The following is a 20,035-nucleotide window of genomic DNA, read 5'->3' on the forward strand; positions in this document are numbered from 1 at the left end:
ATCCCTATCGCATGATCCGTGCCCCCAGCAGGCACTCGGCCACACGACGCGGGTCAAAACCCGCGCGCCGGTGGGTGTCCTTATGATAAGCGAACGATGTCTCCGGCGGCCCCGGATGGAACACCGCGTCGCGACCATGCGCGGCGGGTGCCGCTGTTGTGCATCCCGATGTCCGCCCGTTGTCCTTTTGTAGTGAGTCCAGGGAGCCAGCGATGATCCTCGAAGCCGCCCGTGTCCTGACCGCCGCCGGCCCGCTGGAACCCGGCTGGGTGCAGGTCGACGGCACACGGATCGCCGCCGTCGGGGCGGGGCGCGCGGAAGGCCCGGCCGCCCGCAGCTTCGACGGAACGCTGGCGCCCGGTTTCGTCGACGCCCACGTGCACGGCGGCGGCGGTCAGGGCTTCGACGACGCCGGTCCGGCCGCCGCAGCCGGGATCGCCGCAGCGCACCTGCGGCACGGCACGACGTCGATGGTGGCCAGCCTGGTCACCGCCCCGCTGGCCGCCCTAACGGCGTCGGTGCGGCGGTTGCGGGCCCTGGTCGAGGACGGCACGCTGGCGGGAATCCACCTGGAGGGGCCGTGGCTGAGCCCGGAGCACCGCGGCGCACACGACGCCGGACAGCTGCGGACACCTGACCGGGCCGAGGTCGAGGAGCTGCTCGGGGCGGGCGGCGGGACGGTCCGCATGGTCACCATCGCCCCCGAACTCAAGGGCAGCCTGGAGGCCATCGGAAGCCTCGTGTCCCGCGGCGTCGTGGTGGCGGTGGGCCACACGGGCGCGGACTACGAGAGAACCCGCGCCGCGCTGGCGGCCGGGTCACGCGCGGGAACGCATGTTTTCAACGGCATGCGTCCCATCCATCACCGCGATCCTGGGCCGGTTCCCGCGCTGCTGGAGGATCCGGATGTCTTCGCCGAGGTGATCGCCGACGGGGTGCACCTGCACCCGGCGATCGTCCGGCTGGTCTTCGCGAGCCCGGCGCGGACAGTGCTGGTCACGGATGCGATGGCGGCGGCTGCAGCCCCGGACGGCGCGTACCGCCTGGGCGGGCTCGACGTCGTCGTGCGTGCGGGTGAAGCGCGGCTTGCTGCGGGAGGAAGCATCGCCGGCAGCACCCTCACGCTCGACGCCGCCGTTCGCTACGCCGTGAACGTCGCCGGCATCCCCCTCGTGGATGCGGTCCGGGCGGCCACCGAAACGCCGGCGCAGATGCTGGGACTGGCCGAGGTCGGCAGCATCGAAGCATCCCGGCGCGCGGACCTGGTGGCGCTGGACGCGGACCTGAACGTCGAAGCGGTCATGCGCGCCGGGGCGTGGGTCCAGCCCGGGGCAGAGTAACCCCGCGAGAGGCCACAAACGGCGGCTTCCGGCGTGAAAAGGCCGCCTTAGCTGGCCGTTCGCGCGAAGGGCGTCGACGAAGCGGCGGCTTCGCGGTACCGTTCCAGCACCTCCGGGGTCGCCTCGGCGGCCACCACGGCGGTCCCGGCGGATTCCCATACCGGCAGTTCGCCGATGAGAACTCCGGCGGCCTGTCGTGCGGCGCCGTCGGCCACGTATTCCCCGGGATCGGGCACCACCACGGGCAGCCCGAAAACGGCCGCGGCGACGTGCTGCACCGCTTCGGAACGCGCGGCGCCGCCGACCAGGATCATCCGTTCAGCGCCCACCCCGACGTCGGTGAGAGCCTTCAGTCCGTCCGCCAGCGAGCAGATGACGCCTTCGACGGCGGCACGCGCGAGGTTCGCGGGGGTGAAGTTGGCCAAGGTCATCCCGTGCAGCGAACCTGTGGCATCCGGCAGGTTGGGGGTGCGCTCGCCCTCGAAGTAGGGCACGAGCACCAGTCCGCCCGAGCCCGCGGGTGCGGCGAGGGCCAGGCGGGCGAACTCCCCAAGATCCACGGACAGCAGCCGGGCTGTCGCATCGAAGACCCGGGACGCGTTCAGGGTGCACACCAGCGGCAGGTAGTGGCCGGTCGCGTCGGCGAACCCTGCCACCAGCCCGGACGGGTCACTCGTCGGCCGCTCCGAGACCGCAAAGACAGTCCCGGAGGTGCCGATCGAGACGACGACGTCGCCGACGGCGGCGCTCACGCCCAGGCCGGCGCCTGCATTGTCCCCGGCCCCCGCACCTATCAGGGCGCCGGAGGGCGTCTTCAGCCCGGATTCAAGCGGACCGAGTACCTCGGGGAGTACCGGGACGTGCCCGAGCGTGCGCTCGAGGACCTCCGGGAGGTACTGGCCGGTCCGCGGTGACCAGTAGCCGGTGCCCGAGGCGTCGGACCGGTCGGTGCGCAGCGCGGCGAGGCCGTCGGCTCCGCTGCCCGGGCCGAAGCCGGCCAGCCGCCAGCTGAGCCAGTCATGCGGCAGGCAGACAGCTGCCGTGCGCGCTGCGTTCTCCGGCTCGTTCTCCGCCAGCCAGCGCAGCTTGGCCGCCGTGAGCGAGGCGACCGGCACTGTGCCGGTCGCCTGCGCCCAGAAGTCCGCCCCGGACTCCTCCGTCAGCGCCTGCGCGGCGCCGGCGGAGCGGGTGTCGTTCCACAGCAGCGCCGGACGCACGACGTTCCCGTCGGCGTCCAGACACACCATGCCGTGCTGCTGGCCGCCGACGGCGACCGCGGCGACGTCGTCGATCCCGCCGGCCGCCTCAATGGCGGACTGCAGGGCGCTCCACCAGGCGTCGGGGTGCACCTCCGTCCCCTCCGGGTGGCGCGCGGACCCCTGCCGCACGAGCGCCCCTGTGGCGGCGTCGCGGATGACGACCTTGCAGGACTGGGTGGAGCTGTCCACCCCGGCGACCAACGGCATGTTAGCGGGCGCCCATCAGGTGCTCGAGGGCCAGCTGGTTCAGGCGGATGAAGGCGAACGAGCGCTCGGCAGCCTTGGTGGCGTCGAAGTCCTCGAATGAAGCCGTGTCGGCCAGAAGGTCCGCGGTGCTTTCGCCGGCGGCCAGCGTGGACTCGCCGAGCTCGAAGACACCGGAGGTCTTCAGGGCTTCCTGCACTTCGGGGTCGGCCCGGAACGCGACCGCCCGCTCCTTGAGCAGCAGGTACATCCGCATGTTGGCCTTGGCCGACTCCCACACGCCGTCGTAGCCGTCGGTGCGGGAGGGCTTGTAGTCGAAGTGGCGCGGGCCGTCATACTTGGGACCGCCATTGGGGAAGCCGTTCTCCAGCAGGTCCACCGTGAAGAAGGCGCTGGTCAGGTCGCCGTGGCCGAAGACCAGGTCCTGGTCGTACTTGATGCCGCGCTGGCCGTTGAGGTCGATGTGGAAGAGCTTGCCGGCCCACAACGCCTGGGCGATGCCGTGGGTGAAGTTCAGGCCCGCCATCTGCTCGTGGCCGGTTTCCGGGTTCAGGCCGACGATGTCGCCGTGTTCGAGCTGCGCAATGAAGGCCAGGGCGTGGCCCACCGTGGGCAGCAGGATGTCGCCGCGCGGCTCGTTCGGCTTGGGCTCGATCGCCAGGCGCAGGTCGTACCCCTTCTCCTTGACATAGCCGGCGACGGTGTCGACGCCTTCCTTCATGCGGTCGAAGGCGGCGGCGAGATCCTTGGAGCCGTCATACTCGGAGCCTTCGCGGCCGCCCCACATCACGAACGTCTTCGCGCCAAGTTCTGCAGCGAGATCGATGTTGGTGAGGACCTTGCGCAGCGCGAACCGGCGCACGGCACGGTCGTTGGAGGTGAAGCCGCCGTCCTTGAACACGGGGTGGCTGAAGAGGTTCGTGGTGATCATCGGAACCTGCAGGCCGGTCTCCGCCAGGGCGGCCTTGAAGTCCGAGAGGATCCGGTCCCGCTCGGCGGCGGTGGCGTCGAACGGAATCAGATCGTTGTCGTGGAACGTCATGCCGTAGGCGCCGAACTCGCTGAGCTTGTGGACGGCTTCGATCGGGTCGACGTCGGCACGGGTCGGGACGCCGAACGGGTCGTTGCCCGTCCAACCGACGGTCCAGAGGCCGAAAGTGAAACGGTCTTCGGGGGTGGGCTGCACTGCCATGATTGAGCACCTCATTGGGCTGGAAGGGGATGGGAAAAGAATTAGTTTTCAATCTGAACTATATGTTGCATGATGAACTTAGGTCAACGGTTTCGACACCACTTTTCAAAGGAGGGGCGATGTCCCCCACGCGTACGGCCGATGGCGCCGCACCCGGACGCGTCGGCGATGTGCGCCGCCGGAACCTCGCGCTGCTGCTGGACCGGATCGACCCGCAGGGACAAGCCACCCGTGCGCAGCTCGCCGCTGAGACCGGCCTGACAAAGGCGTCGGTCTCCAGCCTCGTGGCGGACCTGCTCGAATCCGGCCTGCTCACCGAGGCGGGCGTCACCCGCGACGGCGAACGGGGCCGGCCCGGCGTCGGCCTGGTGCTGAACCCGCTGCGGGGTGCGATCGGCGCCGAGATCAACGTCGACTACCTCGCGGTGGGGGTCCTGGACCTGGGCGGGACACTCCAGTTCCAGGAGACAGTGGAGCGGCACAACCGGGGGAGCAGTCCCGGGGACGTGCTGGCAGCGCTCGGCGTCCTCGTGCACCGGGCGGCCGACGCGGCCCGGCAGGCGGGCATCGTGCTGCTCGGGGGAGGCCTGGCCGTGCCCGGCCTCGTGGATCCGGACCGGAACGTCGTGGTGACCGCGCCGAACCTGGGCTGGTCCGCCGTCGACCTGTCCGCCGAACTCGCGGCGCTGCTGCCCGCGGCCCCGTTCGGCGTCACGCTCTCCAACGAAGCCAACAGCGCCGCGCTCGCCGAGCTCTGGTACGGCCACGGTGTCTCCTTCCGCGATTACCTCTATGTCTCCGGTGAAGTGGGGGTCGGCGGCGGGCTGGTGATCGGCTCGGAGCTGTTCACCGGACCGGCCGGTCACGCGGGGGAGATCGGCCATGTCGTGGTCCACCCGGAGGGTCCCCGCTGCACCTGCGGCGGCCACGGGTGTCTGGAGAAGTTCGCCGGCCAGCAGGCCATCTTCTCCGCCGCCGGCATCGGCGACGATTCCACCGCTTTGCGGATGAGCCACCTGCTCCGCGCCCTCGACGCCGGGAAACCGCGCGCCCTGGCCGCCGTCGAGCAGGCCGGCCACTATCTCGGGGTCGCGGTGGCCTCCGCAGCCCGGCTGATGAACATCTCAGCGGTGGTGCTGGGCGGCCACTTCGCGGCTCTCGAGGAGTGGATCGAACCGGCGCTGCGCCGCAGCCTGGCCAACTTCGCCCCGGGGCTGGTGCCCGACGGGTCGATTGCCTTCTCCGGGCTGCGGCAGACGGCGGCGCTGACAGGCGCCGCCGGCAGCTGCCTGCGTGGCGTGCTCGCCCGCCCTTACGAGCTGATTTCCTGAGGCTGCCTGTCTTCCTGCGGCTGCACCAGGGATGTGAGTTCGACGACGGCGGGCCGCTCCGCGCTGCTTTCGATCGCCACCGAATTTCCGCTGTGCGCCGACTCGAGCACCGACTCCATGACCTCCAGCACGTGGTAGGCGAGGGCGCCCCCGGCCCGCGGCTCCTCGCCCCGGGGGGTGCGGGCGAGGTCGGCGATGCCGAAGCCGCGTCCGGAATCCGTGTAGCCGGCCGAGACGGGCAGGGTCTCCCACTCGTCAGCCCCCAGGGCGAACAGCTCCACGTCCCCGTCGAAGTGGTTCGGGTCCGGCACCGCGAGCGAGCCGAGCTCGCCGTGGATCTCGATGTTGGGGGACTTGCTCTTGACCGCGTCGAAACTCATCACCAGCGTGGACAGCGCGCCGGAGGCGTGGGTGAGCACCCCGGTGACATGCGTGTCGATGTTCACCGGCACGCTCTGGCCTTCCCGCGGCCCGGAACCGATGGTGCGCTCCGGGCGGGTGTGGCTGGCTGCGCCGAGCACTGAAACCACCGGGCCGAGCAGGGTGACCAGGGCGCTGACGTAGTACGGGCCCATGTCCAGCAGCGGTCCGCCACCGGGCTGGTAGTAGAAGTCCGGGTCCGGATGCCAGCGCTCGTGGCCGGGCGTGACCATGGTCGCGGTGGCGGCGATCGGCTTGCCGATCAGGCCGTCGTCGATCGCCTTGCGGGCCGTCTGGATGCCGGTTCCCAGCACGGTGTCCGGGGCACAGCCGACGACGACGCCGGCCTTGCGCGCCGCGTCCAGCACCTCGCGGGCCTGGCCGGTGGTGGCAGCGAGCGGCTTCTCGCCGTACACGCTTTTGCCGGCCGCGATCGCCTTCAGGGCGACCTCGGCGTGGGCCGCCGGGATGGTCAGGTTCAGGACCAGGTCGACGTCGCCGGCGCTGAGCAGCTCCTCGACCGGCATGGCGCGGACGCCGTCGTAGCCGTCTGCCACGGCCTGGGCCCGCGCCGGGTCGAGGTCCGCCACCGCGACGAGGTTCACGTCGTCGAACCGGCGGAAATTCTCCAGGTACTGGCTGATGATCTTCCCGCAGCCAATGATTCCTACGTTTAACGGCTTGCCCACAGCAGGCCCCTTTCAATGATTGTGCGGACGTTGCTGTCCTGGAGGATTTCCACCCGGTGGCCGGGCGTGGAGACGAAGATCCGGCCCTTGCCCCACTGGCGTGTCCAGATGGCCGGGGAGGTCACCTCGCGGTTCCAGGGGTCCCATTCGCGCACCTTCTGGGTGGTGGTGGCGAGGACGTCGATGTAGTCGTCGGAGAGGACCCAGTACTGCTCGGTGACGAGCTTGAAGTCGCTGATGCCCTGGGTGATCGGGTGCTCCGCGGCGGCCGGGAGCATGTTCACCGTATACGGCACGTAGTTGTCGGACTGCTCGCCGGTGCGTTCTGAGGGGTGCTTGCCCGGGTGGCAGGCGAACTGGCCGCCGATCAGGTGCAGGTAGTCCGAGGTGTTGCGGTACGAGTCGGCAATCCCGCCGTGCCAGCCGGCCAGGCCGGTGCCGTTCTCGACGGCGCTGCGCAGGCCCTCGAACTCGTCCTTCTCGATCGTGGACATCGTCATGCACTGCATCACCAGGTCCACGGTGGCCATGTACTCGGCGTCGGCGTAAATCTTCGGAGATTCCTCCACCCGCACGTCGTAGCCGTTGGACTTCAGGTAGGGAATGAACAGGTCGGTGGCTTCGACGGGCTGGTGGCCGTCCCAGCCGCCGCGCACCACGAGGGCTGTCTTGGTTTCGGTTGTCACTGGTTTCCTTAGGCTCGGGTGCGCTCAGCGTTTGCTGAAGGCGGCGTCGAATGCTGCGGCGGGCGGGGTGATGGCGGCGAGTTCCTTGACCATGGCCAGCGCCTGGGGAGCGCCGATGAGGCGGTCCATGCCGGCGTCCTCCCACTCGATGCTGGTCGGTCCCTGGTAGCCGATGGCGTTGAGGGTGCGGAAGATCGGTCCCCACTTCACATCCCCGTGCCCGGCGGTGACGAAGTCCCAGCCGCGGCGCGGGTCCGCCCAGGGCAGGTGCGAGCCGAGCCGGCCGTTGCGCCCGTTGAGCTGGCGGACGGATTCCTTGACGTGGACGTGGAAGATCTTCTCGGCGAAGTCCTGCAGGAACATGACCGGGTCAAGGTCCTGCCAGATGAAGTGGGAAGGGTCGAAGTTCAGGCCGAAGTTCTCCCGGTGGCCGACGGCGTCCAGGGTGCGTTTGGCGGTCCAGTAGTCGTAGGCGATCTCGGAGGGGTGCACCTCGAGGGCGAAGCGGACTCCTTCGGCGTCGAAGACGTCCAGGATCGGGTTCCAGCGGTCGGCGAAGTCCTGGTAGCCGCGTTCGATCATCGCGTCCGAGGCCGGCGGGAACATCGCCACGGCCTTCCAGATCGAGGAGCCCGTGAACCCGGTGACGGTTTTCACCCCCAGCCGGGCGGCGGTCCGGGCGGTGGCCTTCATGACCTCCGCGGCGCGGGTGCGCACACCTTCCGGGTCGCCGTCGCCCCAGACCTCGGGAGCGAGGATGTCCTGGTGGCGCTCGTCGATCGGGTCGTCGCACACGGCCTGGCCGGTGAGGTGGTTGGCGATGGCGTGCACTTTGAGGTGGTGCTTGTCCAGGATGTCGAGGCGGCTTTGCAGGTACGCGTCGTCCTCGGCGGCGCGGACCGGGTCCAGATGGTCGCCCCAGCAGGCAATTTCGAGGCCGTCGAAGCCCCATTCCCCGGCAAGGCGGGCCACTTCCTCGAAGGGCAGGTCGGCCCACTGGCCGGTGAAGAGCGTAATCGGGCGGGTCATTTCTCTTCCTTTCGGATCGGCTGCCAGCGGCTCTGGGCGGCGGCGCTGGCTTCGACGGCGGCCAGCACCTGCTGCACCTGCAAGGCGTCGGCAAACGAGGGGGCCGGCTGGCGGTGTTCGGCCAGGGCGTTGACGAGGTCCACGACCTGGTGGGTGAAGCCGTGTTCGTACCCGAGGCCGTGGCCGGTGGGCCACCAGTTGCCCACGTACGGGTGCTCCGGTTCGGTAACGAGGATGCGGCGGAAGCCGGCGTCGGCGCCGTCGGCAGCGTCGTAGTACCAGAGGACGTTCATGTCCTCGAAGTCGAAGGCGAGCGAGCCTGCCGTGCCGTTGAGCTCCAACCGCATGGCGTTGCGCCGGCCGAGGGCGAAGCGGGTGGCCTCGAAAACGCCGATGGCGCCTGCGGCTCCGTTGCCGCCGTCGAAGCGGGCGCTGAAGACGGCGGCGTCATCGACCGTCACCGGCCCGCGCGGAACATCCTCCCCCGCGGCGCCGTGGCCGCCGAGGCCGACCAGGTCCCCGCCGAGCGGTCGCTCCTTGACGAACGTCTCCGTCAGGGCCGAAACCCCGGCGATGTTCTGCCCGGTGATCCACTGTGCGGCGTCGATGATGTGAGCGCCGATGTCGCCCAGGGCTCCGGAGCCGGACTTGGTCCTGTCCAGCCGCCAGGTCAGCGGCGCGTTCTCGTCCGAGAGCCAGTCCTGGAGGTACTGCGCCCGGACGTGCCGGATGCCGCCCAGGCGGCCCTGCTCGACGAACCTCCTGGCCAGGGCCAGGGCCGGGGTGCGGCGGTAGCTGAACCCGCACATCGAGAACACCCCGCGTTCGGCGGCGGCCTCCGCGGCCGCGGTCATCCGTTCGGCCTCCTGCACCGAGTTGGCCAGCGGTTTTTCGCACAGAACGTGCTTGCCGGCCTCCAGCGCGGCGATGGCGATCTCGGCGTGCGTGTCCCCGGGCGTGCAGATGTCGATCAGGTCGATGTCGTCCCGGTGGATGAGCGCCCGCCAGTCCGTCTCGGTGGACTCCCAGCCGAGCCTGTCCGCGGCGGCCCGGACCGCGTCCGGGTTGCGCCCGGCCACGGCGGCGAGTTCAGGGCGCAGCGGCAGGTCGAAGAAGCGCGGGGCGGTGCGCCAGGCGTGCGAGTGGGCGGCGCCCATGAAGGCGTAACCCACCATGCCGACCCGCAAAGGCTTAGCGGTGGTCATCAATGGTCCTTTCGGGAATCTACTTGCTGAAACCGGCGGTGAGTCCGCTGAGGAGCTGGCGGCGGGCGACCACGTAGATCACCAGCAGCGGCAGCGTCGCCAGCACGACGGAGGCAAGGACGGCGGGGATGTTGACGCTGAATTCGCCCTGGAAGGTCCACAGCGACAGCGGCAGTACCCGGGTGGCCGGGCTCTGCGTCAGGATCAGCGGGAACAGGAACCCGTTCCAGACACCGAGGGCGTTGTAGATGCCGACCGTGACCACGGCGGGCCGCGTCATCGGCAGCGCCAGCCGCCACATCATCGCCCAGTCGGAGCAGCCGTCCAGGCGCATCGACTCGAACAGCTCGTTGGGCACGTCCCGCATGAAGTTGGACAGGATCAGCACCGAAATCGGGATCGCGAAGGCAATCGAGGGCAGGATCAGGGCCAGCAGGGTGTCGTAGAGGTGCGCGCGGGTGATCATCCAGTAGATCGGGATGATCGTCGCGTGCAGCGGGATGGCCAGGCCGAGCAGGAAGAGGCTGTTCGTCCAGCTCAGGAACCGGCTCTTTCCGCGGACAATCGCGTAGGCGGCCATGAAGGAGATCAGCAGCGCCGGAATCACGCTGCCCAGCGTCACCACAAGGCTGTTGAAGAAGTACATCGCGAAATCGTTCTCGAGCACCAGCTTGTAGTTGTCCAGCGTCGGCTCGGTGGGCGGCAGCATCGGGTTCGAGGTGAAGAAACCGGCCTGGTTCTTCAGGCTGGTGACCACCACGTAGTAGATGGGCAGGATGATGATCGCCAGCCACACCCAGCCGCCGAGCCCGCCGAGCAGGTTCGGCCGGAAGCGGCCGGGGCCCTTGGTTCGGGGCCGCGGGCTGGCGGTCTGCCGGGTCACCGGCGGGACGGGGAGCTGGGTGGTGGAAGCCATCAGGCACCTTCCAATTGGCTTGCATTCCGGTTCCGGCCGCCCAGGCGCTGGAGCAGCAGCGCCAGGCCCAGTCCAATGACCACGAGGATGACACCGAGGGCGCTCGCGGCACCCATGTCGTTGGCCTTGAAACCGGTGAGGTACATGTGCAGGGGGAGCAGGCGGGTGGTGTAGCCGGGGCCGCCGCCGGTGAGGACGAACACGAGGTCGAAGTAGGCCAGCGAGCCGACCACCATCAGGGTGGAGGACGTGATGATGGTGTACTTCAGCTGCGGGAGCGTGATGTGCAGGAACTGCTGCACCCGGCCGGCGCCGTCGATCTGTGCCGCCTCGTAGAAGGACGCGGGGATCTGCCGGACACCGCCTTGGTAGATGAGCGTGTGGAACGGCACGAACTGCCAGGCGATCACGAACACGACCACGAACAGCACCAGGTCCGAGTTGCCCAGCCAGTCCTGTGCGAGGAACGGGAGCCCCAGCCCGGGGCCGAGCCCGAAGTTCGGGTCCAGCAGGGCCTTGTAGGCAATCGCGACCGCGGCCGATGAGAGCAGCAGCGGGATGAAGTAGAGCACCGCAAGGGCGGCGCGGTATTTCTGGCCGCCGGCCGTGAAGACCCCGAGCAGCAGGCTGATGGGCGCCTGCACGATGAAGGAGAAGAACATGATCTTCGCCGTCACCCAAAGGGCATTTCCGGTGACGGGATCGGTCAGGACGGTCTTCCAGCTGGAGAAACCGTCAACCTGAATTTCGCCCAGCCCGTCCCAGCGGGTGAAGCTGAGCGCGACGACGCCGATCAGCGGGATGATCGCGAAGACCAGGAAGAACACGAGGGCTGGCGCTGCCAGCCACCCCGACGGGCCCTTGTCGCGGGCCCGCCGGGGGGAACTGGTTGTGGTTGACACTGATTACTTTCCGATCGTCGCGTTCATGGTCGACACGAACTGTTCGGGGGTGATCTTCTTCAGGAAGATCTGGTCCAGGTTGGCGAGCATTGCGTCGCCCTGGGCCGGGCTGAGGGCCTGATCCCAGGAGAGAGTGAAGCTGGGGGCGTTCTTCGCCATGCCGTAGACGTAGGTGAGGAAGTCCTTGTCCGGGGACGCCGCCAGCTTGCTTTCGATGCCGGTGACGACCGGGACGGCGCCCGAGTCGATCAGGTCCTGGGTGTTCTGGTCGGTGAACATGCCGCTCTTGACGTAGTCCAGGGCCGCCTTCTTCTGCTTGTCAGTGGCCTTGGAGGAGATGGACCAGAAGTTGGACGGGTTGCCGACGACGTCGGCCGGATCGCCCTTGCCGCCGGAGACGGTCGGGAACGTCGAGAAGCCGAGCTTGCCGCTCTTGACGAAGTCCGGCGCGTCCTTCTTCATGCCCTGGTAGATCCAGCCGCCCTGCAGAATCATGGCGGCCTTGCCGGTGTAGAGCAGGGCCTGGTCGGCGTTGCTGTCCGCGGCGATGGAGGAGAAGCCGTTGACGAAGCCGCCGGCGTCGACCAGCTGCTGGATCTTCGTGAGAGCCTCGGTGACGGCGGGGTTGGACCAGGCGTTGGGCTTGTTTGCGGCGATGTCCGCGAACACCTGCGGGCCGCCGATGCGCTCCACCAGGTACTCCAGCCACATCAGGTCCGGCCACTTGGACTGGCCGCCGAGGGAGAACGGGGCAATGCCCGCGTCCTTGAACTTCGGCACGAGGGCCATGAGCTCATCCCAGGTCTTCGGCGGCTGCACGCCGACCTTGGCGAACACGTCCTTGTTGAAGTACAGCACCACGGGCTGGACGTTGTTGTTCGGCAGGGCGTAGGTCTTGCCGTTGATGACCCCGTTCTTGAGCACGGCGGGCAGGTAGCGGCTCTTCACTTCCGGGTTCTGCTTCACAAAGTCGGACAGATCGGCCACCTGGCCCGCATCGACATACGACTTCAGCACGCCGCCGCCCCAGCCGTAAATGAACGTGGGCCCTTGGCCGGCGCCGACGGCGGTGCGGACCTTGGTCTTGTAGGCATCATTGGCAAAGAAGTCCAGCTTGATGGTTTCGTCCGAGTGCGCCTTGTTCCAGGCATCCACCGACTTCTGCAGGACGGGCTGGTTTCCGCCGGTGAGGCCCCACATGGTGGCCGAATCGGCGTTGGTGCCCGACCCTGCAGGGCCGCTGGAGCCGCAGGCCGCCAGGCTGATGGTGAGCGCGGCGGCGGAGACTGCCATGGCGGCCGAGCGCAACTTGCGAATGTTCATGTGCATTTTCCGTTCATCCTCCGGCGGCCGACACTGGCCGTCCGGGTAGTGGGTGGGAGCTTCCGCCGTCTCTGAACCGGAAGCCGTCCAACTGGGTGCTGTCAACGAAAGAGGCTTCGCAAATTTCGAAATATTTCGAAGTCCGGTCGGCCCGTAGCAGCAAACCTAGCTGTGAGGGATATCACCGTCAAGGGAATCCAAGAAAAAAGTTCACGATGTTTACTAATGGGGATTGACCGCGGTAACTCTGTCCCCCACACTGGGCTTAGCGAAATTATTTCGAAAGATTCGAGGCAAATATGACGACCGTGGTGCGCCCGCCGAAGCCCACCCTCGCAGCCGTCGCCCGCGCTGCCGGTGTCTCCGCCCCCACGGTCTCCAAGGTGGTCAACGGCCGGGACGACGTCGCCCCCGGCACCCGTGCACGGGTGCTGGCCGCCCTGGAGGACGCCGGCTACCAGTCGCCGGTGCAGCGGCGCAATGCCGCGCCGGCAACCACTGTCGTGGACCTCGTCTTCGATGCGCTGGATTCCGCCTACACCATCGAGGTCCTCAACGGCGTGCTGGAGTTCGCGGCAGTGTCCGACGTCGAGGTCCTGGTCAGTGTGAACCGGGACCAGCCCGCGAGCAGGCTCAGCCCGGAGCGCCGCGCCCAGCGCATGCTCGAGGAGGGCCGGAGCGGGATGATCGTCGTGACCTCCGCGTTCAGCGTTCCGCAGCTCGCCGCGTTTCGCCGCCGGCAGATCCCCGTCGTCGTCATCGATCCGCTGAACCCGCCCGCGGGCGACGTCGTCAGCGTCGGGGCGACGAACTGGGCCGGGGGCAAGGCGGCCACCGAACATCTGCTCGAACTGGGGCACCGCCGGATCGCCTACCTCGGAGGGCCGGCCGCGGCCGAATGCAGCCAGGCGCGCCAGCACGGGTACATGGCGGCGCTGATGGCGCGGGGGATTCCGGTGAACCCCGAGTACATCCTGCCGGGCAGCTTCCGCTCCGAGCACGGAGTCCGCGGCTTGAAGGCGCTGCTGGAGCTCAAGGAACGGCCGACGGCCATCTTCGCGGCGAACGACAGCATCGCGCTGGGGGTGCTCGGGGAGGCCCGCCGCCAAGGGGTCCGCATTCCGGAGGAGCTGAGCCTCGTCGGGTTCGATAGCACCTACCAGGCCGAAGAGGCTGTCCCTGCGCTCACCTCGGTGGCGCAGCCGCTGCGCGAGATGGGCCGGGCCGCGCTGCGGTCCGTGCTCCGCGAGCTGCGGGGCGAGGTCCTCGACTCGCACCGGGTGGAGCTCGCCACCCAGCTTGTCGTGCGCGAATCGACCGCGCCTCCGGCAGCGCCTGCCGGATAGGACGGCCCCGCGTTAGCAACCTGGACCTGCGTTAGGGGAATCTCCCTATCGCCGGTCCAGGTTGCTCACGGGCCGGTCCGGATTGCTAACCAAGCCGTGGGCCGTAGGCTTGAACCTGGCAGTAGTAAGTCTCCTTACTTATCCGAGGTGAGTATGCGCAAGCGAATCAATCCGGCCGTCAAGATCGCGCACGGAGTCGCGTTCGACGCCGACGGGCGCCCGAAGCCGGGTCTGCACAACGTGCTGCTGCGCGCAATGGACGTGCAGCGGCCCCTCGTGGTGGCGAACCTGCGCCGGCTGCGCCGCAAGTACCCGCACGCGACTCCCGCGCAGCTGAGCGCGAAGCTGGAACGGGACTTCCTCGCAACCGTGACCGGGGGCGGAGCGGCCATCGGTGCCACGGCCCTCGTACCCGGCGTCGGAACCGCGGCAGCCCTGGGGCTCTCCGCGGCCGCGACCGCCGGTTTCCTCGAGGCCACCGCGCTCTACGCGCTCTCCGTTGCCGAGCTGCACGGCGTGCACATGGAGGACCCGGAGCGTGCGCGCACTACCGTGATGGCGATCATGCTGGGCGAGGAAGGCACCGCGCTGCTCGAATCCTTCAGCGGCACGGCATTGGGCAGGGGCGGCGGACCGGCCCAGCACTGGGGCACTGCGATCGGCAAGAGTGTCCCGCTGCAGGTCGTCCGCGGCGTGGGCGGCCGGATCCAGAAGGCCTTCCTGAAGCGGTTCGTGAAGCAGCAGAGCGGGGCGTTCCTGGGGCGCGCGCTGCCGTTCGGGGTGGGCGCAGTCGTCGGCGGCACCGGCAACCTGATGATGGGGCGTGCGGTCATTGCCGCCACCCGCGAAGCGTTCGGTCCGGCGCCGGAGCTGCTGCAGGGTGAACTCCTGGATGAGGTGCCGTCCCGCTTCCGGCTGGGCCGCGGCAGGAAGTCCGAGTAGCCTCAGCCGAGCCTCAACCCAGGAACAGCCGGGCGACCGCGAAGATCAGCAGGCCCGCCAGGGACCCAACGACGGTGCCGTTGATCCGGATGAACTGCAGGTCCCTGCCGACCTGCAGTTCAATCTTGCGGGAGGTCTCCTCGGCGTCCCAGCGCTCCACCGTGTCGCTGATGACCGAGGCAATGTCGCTGCGGTAGGTGCGCACCGCATACCCGGCGGCGTCGGCGAGCCACGCGTTGGCCTTCGCCGCGAGGTCAGGGTCCTCCGCCAGCCTTGTCCCGAAGTCGCGGACGGCGGCGGTGAACTGGATCCGCAGCGGACTGTTCCCGTCATCCACGGCCTCGAGCAGGGCGGCCTTGACCGATTCCCAGGTGCGCGCGGCGAGTTCGCGCACCCGCGGGTCGTCCAGCACCTGCGCCTTGATCGATTCGGCCCGCGCGATCATCTCCGGATCGTGCTGCAGGTCCTCGGCCAGTTCGGTCAGGTACTTGTCCAGCGACCGGCGCACCTGGTGGTCCTGGTCGGCCTGGACGGCGCGGATGAACTTGCGCAGCTCGAGGTAGACCTTGTCGCCCACCAGGTCGTCGACGAAGTTCGGGACCCACGAGGGCGACCGCTCGCTGACGAGCCCGGCAACCACGGTGTGGTTGGTGTCCACCCATTCGGCGGCCCGGTCCACCAGCAGGTCCACGAGCTTGTGGTGATGGCCGTCCGCGAACAGCCGGGCGGCCATCCGGCCCACCGGCGGGCCCCAGGGCGGCCCCAGCAGGTGCTTGCGGACCATGGCCTCGATCACGTCCTGCACGTCGTCGTCGCGCAGCACTGCGAAGGCGCCCCGGATGGCGGCGGCGCCCTCGGTGGCCACCCGTCGCGCGTTTTCCGGCCGGGCAAGCCAGCCACCGGCTTTCTGCGCCGCGTCCACCGAGGCAAGCTTCTCCCGCACCACCTCCTCGGAGAGGAAGTTCTGCTCCACGAACTGGCTCAGGCTGACCCCGATCGCGTCCTTGCGCCGGGGAATGATGGCGGTGTGCGGGATCGGGACGCCGAGCGGGTGCCGGAAGAGGGCTGTGACCGCGAACCAGTCCGCGAGGGCACCCACCATGCCGCCCTCGCTCGCAGCCCGCACGTATTCCAGCCACGCGTACTGCCGCTGCAGCGCGAAAGCCACGGCAAACACAACGGCCATCGCGAGCAGGAGGGTCAGCGCCAGGGACTTCATCCGGCGCAGCGCCGCTGCCTTGGCCTGGTCCGCGGGGCTGAGGCCGCCGTCCGCGCTCCGGTATCCGCGGGAGCGGGGGGCTTGGGAAGTCCTGGTAGCCATACTGCAAGCCTAAGTTAAGCGTCCGTCCACCTCCGGGGGTGCCATTCGGCCCGGGCGGTCGTCTACGGTAATCCCATGACTCCCCGGATCTACGCCCACCGCGGCGCCAGCGCCCAGTTCGCCGAACACACCAGAGCCGCCTATCTCCAAGCCATCGCCGACGGCGCGGACGGCGTGGAGTGCGACGTCCATCTGACCAGGGACCAGAAGCTGGTGCTGCTGCACGACGCGAACCTGGACCGCACCTCCGACGGGACCGGCCCGGTGGCCGAACGCGACCTGCAGGAGCTGCGCGGGCTCGATTTCGCCTCCTGGAAGGGTGCGCGCATTCCGGCCGAGTACGGCGGCGTGGCGGATCAGCTGCTCACGCTCGAGGAGCTGCTGGACATCCTGCGGGCCGCCGGCCGTCCCATCGGCCTGGCCATAGAGCTCAAGCACCCGAGCCCCTACGAGCTCAAGCTCGAGGAGCAGGTGCTGCGGACGCTCACCGAACAGGGCTGGGACCCGGCCAGTTCCCAGCTGGAGAACATCGACGTCTCCTTCATGAGTTTCAATCCGGACTCGGTGAAGTTCCTCGCGGCGGTCGTTCCCGTCGGCAAGCTCTGCATGCTCGTCGACGAGGTGGAGCTGGACGAGGTCCGGGAGGAACTGGCACTGGGCACCCTCACCGGCTCCGCCGTGACCAATGTCTTCAAGGCCGCCCAGACCGAGGCCGAGCGCATCCTCACCGCGGGCGAGGCAGGCATGGCCGGCCCCGGCATCGACTACGTCCGCACGCACCCCAACACCGTGCGCGACTGGCTGAGGGCCGGAAGGGTGTTCCGGGTCTGGACGGTGGACCAGCCCGAGGACGTGCAGCTGTGCCTCGCCGAAGGCATCCAGGAGATCACCACCAATCGGCCGGCCGAAGTGCTCGCCCAGGTCCTCGCGGCAGGCACGGACGCGGCACCGGAGGGCTCTTTGAGCCAATTGTGATTGAGTTGGGGCATGGCTTCACGGATCGAGGATTACGCCCTTCTCTCCGACCTGCACACGGGCCCATTGGTCTCCCGCGAGGGCAGCGTCGACTGGTTGTGCGTTCCGCGGTTTGACTCGCCCTCGGTCTTCGGTGCCCTGCTGGGCGCGCCGGAGCACGGGCGCTGGCTGCTGGCCCCCGTAACGGGCGACGGCGAGGAGCCGCCCGTCGTCGTGGACCGCCACTACCTCGCCTCCACGTTCGTGCTCAAGACCCGCTGGCGGGCCGCCACCGGGGAGGTGCTCGTGACCGAGTTCATGCCGGTGGGGGACCGCCGGTCCTCGCTGGTGCGCCGGGTCGAGGTGCTCTCCGGCACGGTGCAGATGAAGCAGGAACTCGTGCTGCGGTTCGGTTACGGCAAGGTGCTGCCCTGGGTCAGGCGCAGCAGCCGGGACGGAAGCGAAATCCTGATCGCTGTGGCCGGCCCGGACGCGCTCGTGCTGCGCGGGGACTGGATCCCCCGGGCCCACAACCACAGGCACGTCGGCGAGCTCGAGCTGGGGGAGGGCGAGACCGTCGACCTGGAACTCGTCTGGTTCCGCTCCCACCAGCGGGTTCCGGCGCCCATCAACATTGACAAGGCGCTCGCGGACACGGTGGGCTACTGGTCCGCGTGGGCGTCCCAGTGCAGCCACGACGGCGAGTACGCGGACGCGGTCGAGCGCTCGCTGTTGGTGCTGCGGGCGCTGACCCACGAGACGACCGGCGGCATCGTCGCCGCCCCGACCACCTCGCTTCCGGAGCAGTTCGGGGGGGCACGCAACTGGGATTACCGGTACTGCTGGCTGCGCGACGCCGCCCTGACGCTGGAGGCGATGCTCACCCACGGCTACGCGCAGGAGGCGATCCACTGGCGCAACTGGCTGCTGCGCGCCGTCGCCGGGGATCCGGAGGACCTGCAGATCATGTACGGGGTGGCCGGGGAGCGGGAGCTGCCCGAACGCGAGCTGCCCCAGTTCCCTGGGTACGAGGGAGCCCTGCCGGTACGCGTGGGCAATGGCGCCGTCGACCAGTACCAGGCCGACGTCGTCGGGGAGGTCCTGGTGGCGCTGGAGAAGCTGCGCCTGGCCGGCGGCGCGGAGGACAGTTTCTCCTGGCCGCTGCAGCGCGCCCTCCTCGGATTCGCGGAAAAGCACCTGGACCGGAAGGACAACGGCATCTGGGAGACCCGGGGCGAGCCGCGGTACTTCACGCACTCCCGGGTGATGATGTGGGCGGCCTTCGACAGCGCCGTCCGCGCCGTCCGCCAGCACGGACTCAAGGGCCCGGTGGAGCGGTGGGAGGAGCTGCGCGCCAAGCTGCGCGCCGAGGTGCTCGAACACGGCTTCAACAAGGAGCTGAACAGTTTCACCCAGCACTACGGCGGCACCCAGACCGACGCGTCGCTGCTGGTGCTGCCCCAGGTGGGCTTCCTGCCGTACGACGACCCGCGCATGCTTGGAACGGTGGAGCGGCTTGAGCAGGAGCTGCTCGACGGCGGCGGCCTGCTCCTGCGGTACCGGACGGAGACCGGCGTGGACGGGCTTGAACCGGGCGAGCACCCGTTCCTGGCCTGTTCCTTCTGGCTCGTGGAGCAGTATGCCCGCTCAGGCCGCCGGGAGGACGCAACCGCGCTCATGGGCAAGCTGGTCGGCTTCGCGAACGAGCTCGGGCTGCTCAGCGAGGAGTACGCGGTGAGCGAGCAGCGGATGGCCGGCAACTTCCCGCAGGCCTTCTCCCACCTGGCCCTGGTGCGGGCCGCGGACGCGATCCACGGCGTCGAGCGGCTCGCACTGGGCTCCACGTCGGCCGGCCGGGGCGAGGCGGTTCCGGCGGCCGCGGAGTGAAGCTCCTCGCTTCGGCCGCCGCGCGCGTCGGGCTTTCCATCAGCATTGCCACCGGCCTGTACGGGATCTCCTTCGGGGCGCTCTCCTCTGCCGCCGGCCTGGACGTGCTGCAGACCCAGGCGCTGAGTCTTCTCCTGTTCAGCGGCGGTTCCCAGTTTGCGTTTGTCGGGGTCGTTGCCGGCGGCGGGACCGGCGTCGCCGCGATGAGCGCCGCGGCCCTGTTGGGCATCCGCAACGGTATCTACGGCATGCAGATCAATGCCCTGCTGCGCCCGCGCGGGTGGCGGCGCCTGGCGGCCGCGCAGGTCACCATCGACGAATCCACGGCAACCGCCACCGGCCAGAGCGAACCCGCCGAGCAGTCCCGGGGCTTCTGGGTGGCCGGCGTCGGCGTCTTCGTGCTTTGGAATCTCTTCACCCTGGCCGGGGCGCTGGCCGGGGATGCCCTGGGCGACCCGCGGCGGATCGGCCTGGACGGCGCTGCGGTGGCCGCTTTCCTGGGTCTGCTTTGGCCCCGGCTGAAGGGCAGGGAACCGGCTGCGATCGCCGTCGTTTGCGCCTTGGTGACCGTGCTGGGGGTGCCCCTGCTGCCACCCGGCGTGCCGATCCTGGTGGCGGCGGCGGTGGCCGCGGTGATCGGCTGGGTTTCACACGGCCGCGCCTCGGAGGGTCTCGAGCCCGACGTCGAGCCCTACCCGGAGCCGGGCCCGGTGCCCCGCCGGGCTCCCCGCCCGGGGGGAGGGGAGCAGCGATGAGCCTGTGGCCCTGGGTGGTGCTGGCCGCCGGCCTGGCCTATGCGACCAAGCTGCTCGGTTACCTGGTGCCGCCGCAGCTGCTGGAACACCCGCGGATGACCCGGATCGCCGGGACGCTGACCATCGGTTTGCTGGCCTCGCTGACCGCCATGAACACCTTCTCCTCCGGCCAGTCCCTGGGGCTCGACGCCCGCCTCGGCGCGCTGGCGGCCGCCGGGCTGGCGCTGTGGCTGCGCGCGCCCTTCCTCGTGGTGGTCGTCGCCGGTGCCGCGGCGGCGGCCCTGCTGCGGATGGCCGGCGCGGCCTGAAGGCAGCGGGGCCTAACCGGGGCCCG

Annotated in this window: 18 protein-coding genes; 8 read left to right on the forward strand and 10 right to left on the reverse strand. The window is 69.3% G+C overall.

Annotation, left to right across the window (positions count from 1 at the left end; translation table 11 throughout):
- Positions 1–212: 212 nt before the first annotated feature.
- Positions 213–1,340 (forward strand): N-acetylglucosamine-6-phosphate deacetylase, encoded by a 1,128-nt coding sequence (gene nagA / locus KIH31_RS12105; RefSeq protein ID WP_214427396.1) that lies wholly within the window; start codon positions 213–215, stop codon positions 1,338–1,340.
- Positions 1,341–1,387: 47 nt separating this feature from the next.
- Here nagA and KIH31_RS12110 read toward each other — a convergent pair whose 3' ends face one another.
- Positions 1,388–2,806, reverse strand: a complete 1,419-nt coding sequence (locus KIH31_RS12110) for a xylulokinase (RefSeq protein ID WP_214427397.1) — start codon at positions 2,804–2,806, stop codon at positions 1,388–1,390.
- 1 nt (position 2,807) lies between these two features.
- On the reverse strand, positions 2,808–3,995 hold the full coding sequence (gene xylA / locus KIH31_RS12115) for a xylose isomerase (RefSeq protein ID WP_214427398.1): 1,188 nt from the start codon (positions 3,993–3,995) through the stop codon (positions 2,808–2,810).
- A gap of 119 nt (positions 3,996–4,114) precedes the next feature.
- Between xylA and KIH31_RS12120 the strand changes: the two genes are divergently transcribed.
- Positions 4,115–5,326: an ROK family transcriptional regulator gene (locus KIH31_RS12120; RefSeq protein WP_214427399.1), complete on the forward strand. Its 1,212-nt coding sequence runs from the start codon at positions 4,115–4,117 to the stop codon at positions 5,324–5,326.
- Here the strand turns inward: KIH31_RS12120 and KIH31_RS12125 are convergent.
- The 7 genes from KIH31_RS12125 to KIH31_RS12155 are packed head-to-tail and all read right to left on the reverse strand — an operon-like array spanning position 5,308 to position 12,496.
- The gene (locus KIH31_RS12125) at positions 5,308–6,435 is read right to left on the reverse strand and encodes a Gfo/Idh/MocA family protein (protein ID WP_214427400.1); all 1,128 of its coding nucleotides are present in this window, start codon (positions 6,433–6,435) and stop codon (positions 5,308–5,310) included. The two genes, KIH31_RS12120 and KIH31_RS12125, sit on opposite strands and share 19 nt — an antisense overlap.
- The gene (locus tag KIH31_RS12130) at positions 6,420–7,121 is read right to left on the reverse strand and encodes a ThuA domain-containing protein (RefSeq protein WP_214427401.1); all 702 of its coding nucleotides are present in this window, start codon (positions 7,119–7,121) and stop codon (positions 6,420–6,422) included. The genes KIH31_RS12125 and KIH31_RS12130 overlap by 16 nt, the downstream gene beginning before the upstream one ends.
- Positions 7,122–7,145: 24 nt before the next feature.
- Positions 7,146–8,150 (reverse strand): sugar phosphate isomerase/epimerase, encoded by a 1,005-nt coding sequence (locus KIH31_RS12135; RefSeq protein ID WP_214427402.1) that lies wholly within the window; start codon positions 8,148–8,150, stop codon positions 7,146–7,148.
- Positions 8,147–9,355, reverse strand: coding sequence for a Gfo/Idh/MocA family protein (locus KIH31_RS12140; protein ID WP_214427403.1), 1,209 nt, complete (start codon positions 9,353–9,355; stop codon positions 8,147–8,149). Before KIH31_RS12140 ends, KIH31_RS12135 begins: the two co-directional genes overlap by 4 nt.
- 19 nt (positions 9,356–9,374) lie before the next feature.
- Entirely contained in the window at positions 9,375–10,271 is an 897-nt protein-coding gene (locus KIH31_RS12145; protein ID WP_214427404.1) for a carbohydrate ABC transporter permease, read from the reverse strand.
- On the reverse strand, positions 10,271–11,173 hold the full coding sequence (locus tag KIH31_RS12150) for a carbohydrate ABC transporter permease (RefSeq protein ID WP_214427405.1): 903 nt from the start codon (positions 11,171–11,173) through the stop codon (positions 10,271–10,273). Before KIH31_RS12150 ends, KIH31_RS12145 begins: the two co-directional genes overlap by 1 nt.
- Positions 11,174–11,176: 3 nt before the next feature.
- Positions 11,177–12,496 carry an extracellular solute-binding protein gene (locus KIH31_RS12155; protein ID WP_214427406.1) on the reverse strand — a complete coding sequence of 440 codons (1,320 nt, stop codon included), beginning with the start codon at positions 12,494–12,496 and terminating at the stop codon, positions 11,177–11,179.
- A 299-nt stretch (positions 12,497–12,795) separates the two neighbouring features.
- Between KIH31_RS12155 and KIH31_RS12160 the strand changes: the two genes are divergently transcribed.
- Together KIH31_RS12160 and KIH31_RS12165 are read left to right on the forward strand one after the other, a co-directional pair.
- The gene (locus KIH31_RS12160) at positions 12,796–13,842 is read left to right on the forward strand and encodes a LacI family DNA-binding transcriptional regulator (protein WP_214427407.1); all 1,047 of its coding nucleotides are present in this window, start codon (positions 12,796–12,798) and stop codon (positions 13,840–13,842) included.
- A gap of 153 nt (positions 13,843–13,995) precedes the next feature.
- The gene (locus KIH31_RS12165) at positions 13,996–14,784 is read left to right on the forward strand and encodes a hypothetical protein (RefSeq protein ID WP_214427669.1); all 789 of its coding nucleotides are present in this window, start codon (positions 13,996–13,998) and stop codon (positions 14,782–14,784) included.
- Between the two features lie 13 nt (positions 14,785–14,797).
- Here KIH31_RS12165 and KIH31_RS12170 read toward each other — a convergent pair whose 3' ends face one another.
- Positions 14,798–16,105, reverse strand: coding sequence for a DUF445 domain-containing protein (locus tag KIH31_RS12170; RefSeq protein WP_214427408.1), 1,308 nt, complete (start codon positions 16,103–16,105; stop codon positions 14,798–14,800).
- Between the two features lie 75 nt (positions 16,106–16,180).
- Between KIH31_RS12170 and KIH31_RS12175 the strand changes: the two genes are divergently transcribed.
- The 4 genes from KIH31_RS12175 to KIH31_RS12190 are packed head-to-tail and all read left to right on the forward strand — an operon-like array spanning position 16,181 to position 20,009.
- Positions 16,181–17,080 (forward strand): glycerophosphodiester phosphodiesterase family protein, encoded by a 900-nt coding sequence (locus tag KIH31_RS12175; protein ID WP_214427409.1) that lies wholly within the window; start codon positions 16,181–16,183, stop codon positions 17,078–17,080.
- 12 nt (positions 17,081–17,092) lie between these two features.
- Entirely contained in the window at positions 17,093–18,946 is a 1,854-nt protein-coding gene (locus KIH31_RS12180; RefSeq protein WP_214427410.1) for a glycoside hydrolase family 15 protein, read from the forward strand.
- Entirely contained in the window at positions 18,943–19,701 is a 759-nt protein-coding gene (locus KIH31_RS12185) for an AzlC family ABC transporter permease (protein WP_214427411.1), read from the forward strand. Before KIH31_RS12180 ends, KIH31_RS12185 begins: the two co-directional genes overlap by 4 nt.
- Positions 19,698–20,009, forward strand: a complete 312-nt coding sequence (locus KIH31_RS12190; RefSeq protein WP_214427412.1) for an AzlD domain-containing protein — start codon at positions 19,698–19,700, stop codon at positions 20,007–20,009. Before KIH31_RS12185 ends, KIH31_RS12190 begins: the two co-directional genes overlap by 4 nt.
- Positions 20,010–20,035: the final 26 nt, after the last annotated feature.

Origin of the sequence: Paenarthrobacter sp. DKR-5 (assembly GCF_018531425.1) — a bacterium.
Lineage (GTDB): Bacteria > Actinomycetota > Actinomycetes > Actinomycetales > Micrococcaceae > DKR-5.

Coding starts and splice junctions, on each gene's coding strand:
- KIH31_RS12120 (WP_214427399.1), top strand. CDS start 4,115: ATGTCCCCCACGCGTACGGCCGATGGCGCCGCACCCGGACGCGTCGGC.
- KIH31_RS12145 (WP_214427404.1), bottom strand. CDS start 10,271: ATGGCTTCCACCACCCAGCTCCCCGTCCCGCCGGTGACCCGGCAGACC.
- KIH31_RS12160 (WP_214427407.1), top strand. CDS start 12,796: ATGACGACCGTGGTGCGCCCGCCGAAGCCCACCCTCGCAGCCGTCGCC.
- KIH31_RS12155 (WP_214427406.1), bottom strand. CDS start 12,496: ATGAACATTCGCAAGTTGCGCTCGGCCGCCATGGCAGTCTCCGCCGCC.
- KIH31_RS12175 (WP_214427409.1), top strand. CDS start 16,181: ATGACTCCCCGGATCTACGCCCACCGCGGCGCCAGCGCCCAGTTCGCC.
- KIH31_RS12180 (WP_214427410.1), top strand. CDS start 17,093: ATGGCTTCACGGATCGAGGATTACGCCCTTCTCTCCGACCTGCACACG.
- KIH31_RS12165 (WP_214427669.1), top strand. CDS start 13,996: ATGCGCAAGCGAATCAATCCGGCCGTCAAGATCGCGCACGGAGTCGCG.
- KIH31_RS12110 (WP_214427397.1), bottom strand. CDS start 2,806: ATGCCGTTGGTCGCCGGGGTGGACAGCTCCACCCAGTCCTGCAAGGTC.
- KIH31_RS12135 (WP_214427402.1), bottom strand. CDS start 8,150: ATGACCCGCCCGATTACGCTCTTCACCGGCCAGTGGGCCGACCTGCCC.
- KIH31_RS12140 (WP_214427403.1), bottom strand. CDS start 9,355: ATGACCACCGCTAAGCCTTTGCGGGTCGGCATGGTGGGTTACGCCTTC.
- KIH31_RS12170 (WP_214427408.1), bottom strand. CDS start 16,105: ATGGCTACCAGGACTTCCCAAGCCCCCCGCTCCCGCGGATACCGGAGC.
- KIH31_RS12190 (WP_214427412.1), top strand. CDS start 19,698: ATGAGCCTGTGGCCCTGGGTGGTGCTGGCCGCCGGCCTGGCCTATGCG.
- nagA (WP_214427396.1), top strand. CDS start 213: ATGATCCTCGAAGCCGCCCGTGTCCTGACCGCCGCCGGCCCGCTGGAA.
- xylA (WP_214427398.1), bottom strand. CDS start 3,995: ATGGCAGTGCAGCCCACCCCCGAAGACCGTTTCACTTTCGGCCTCTGG.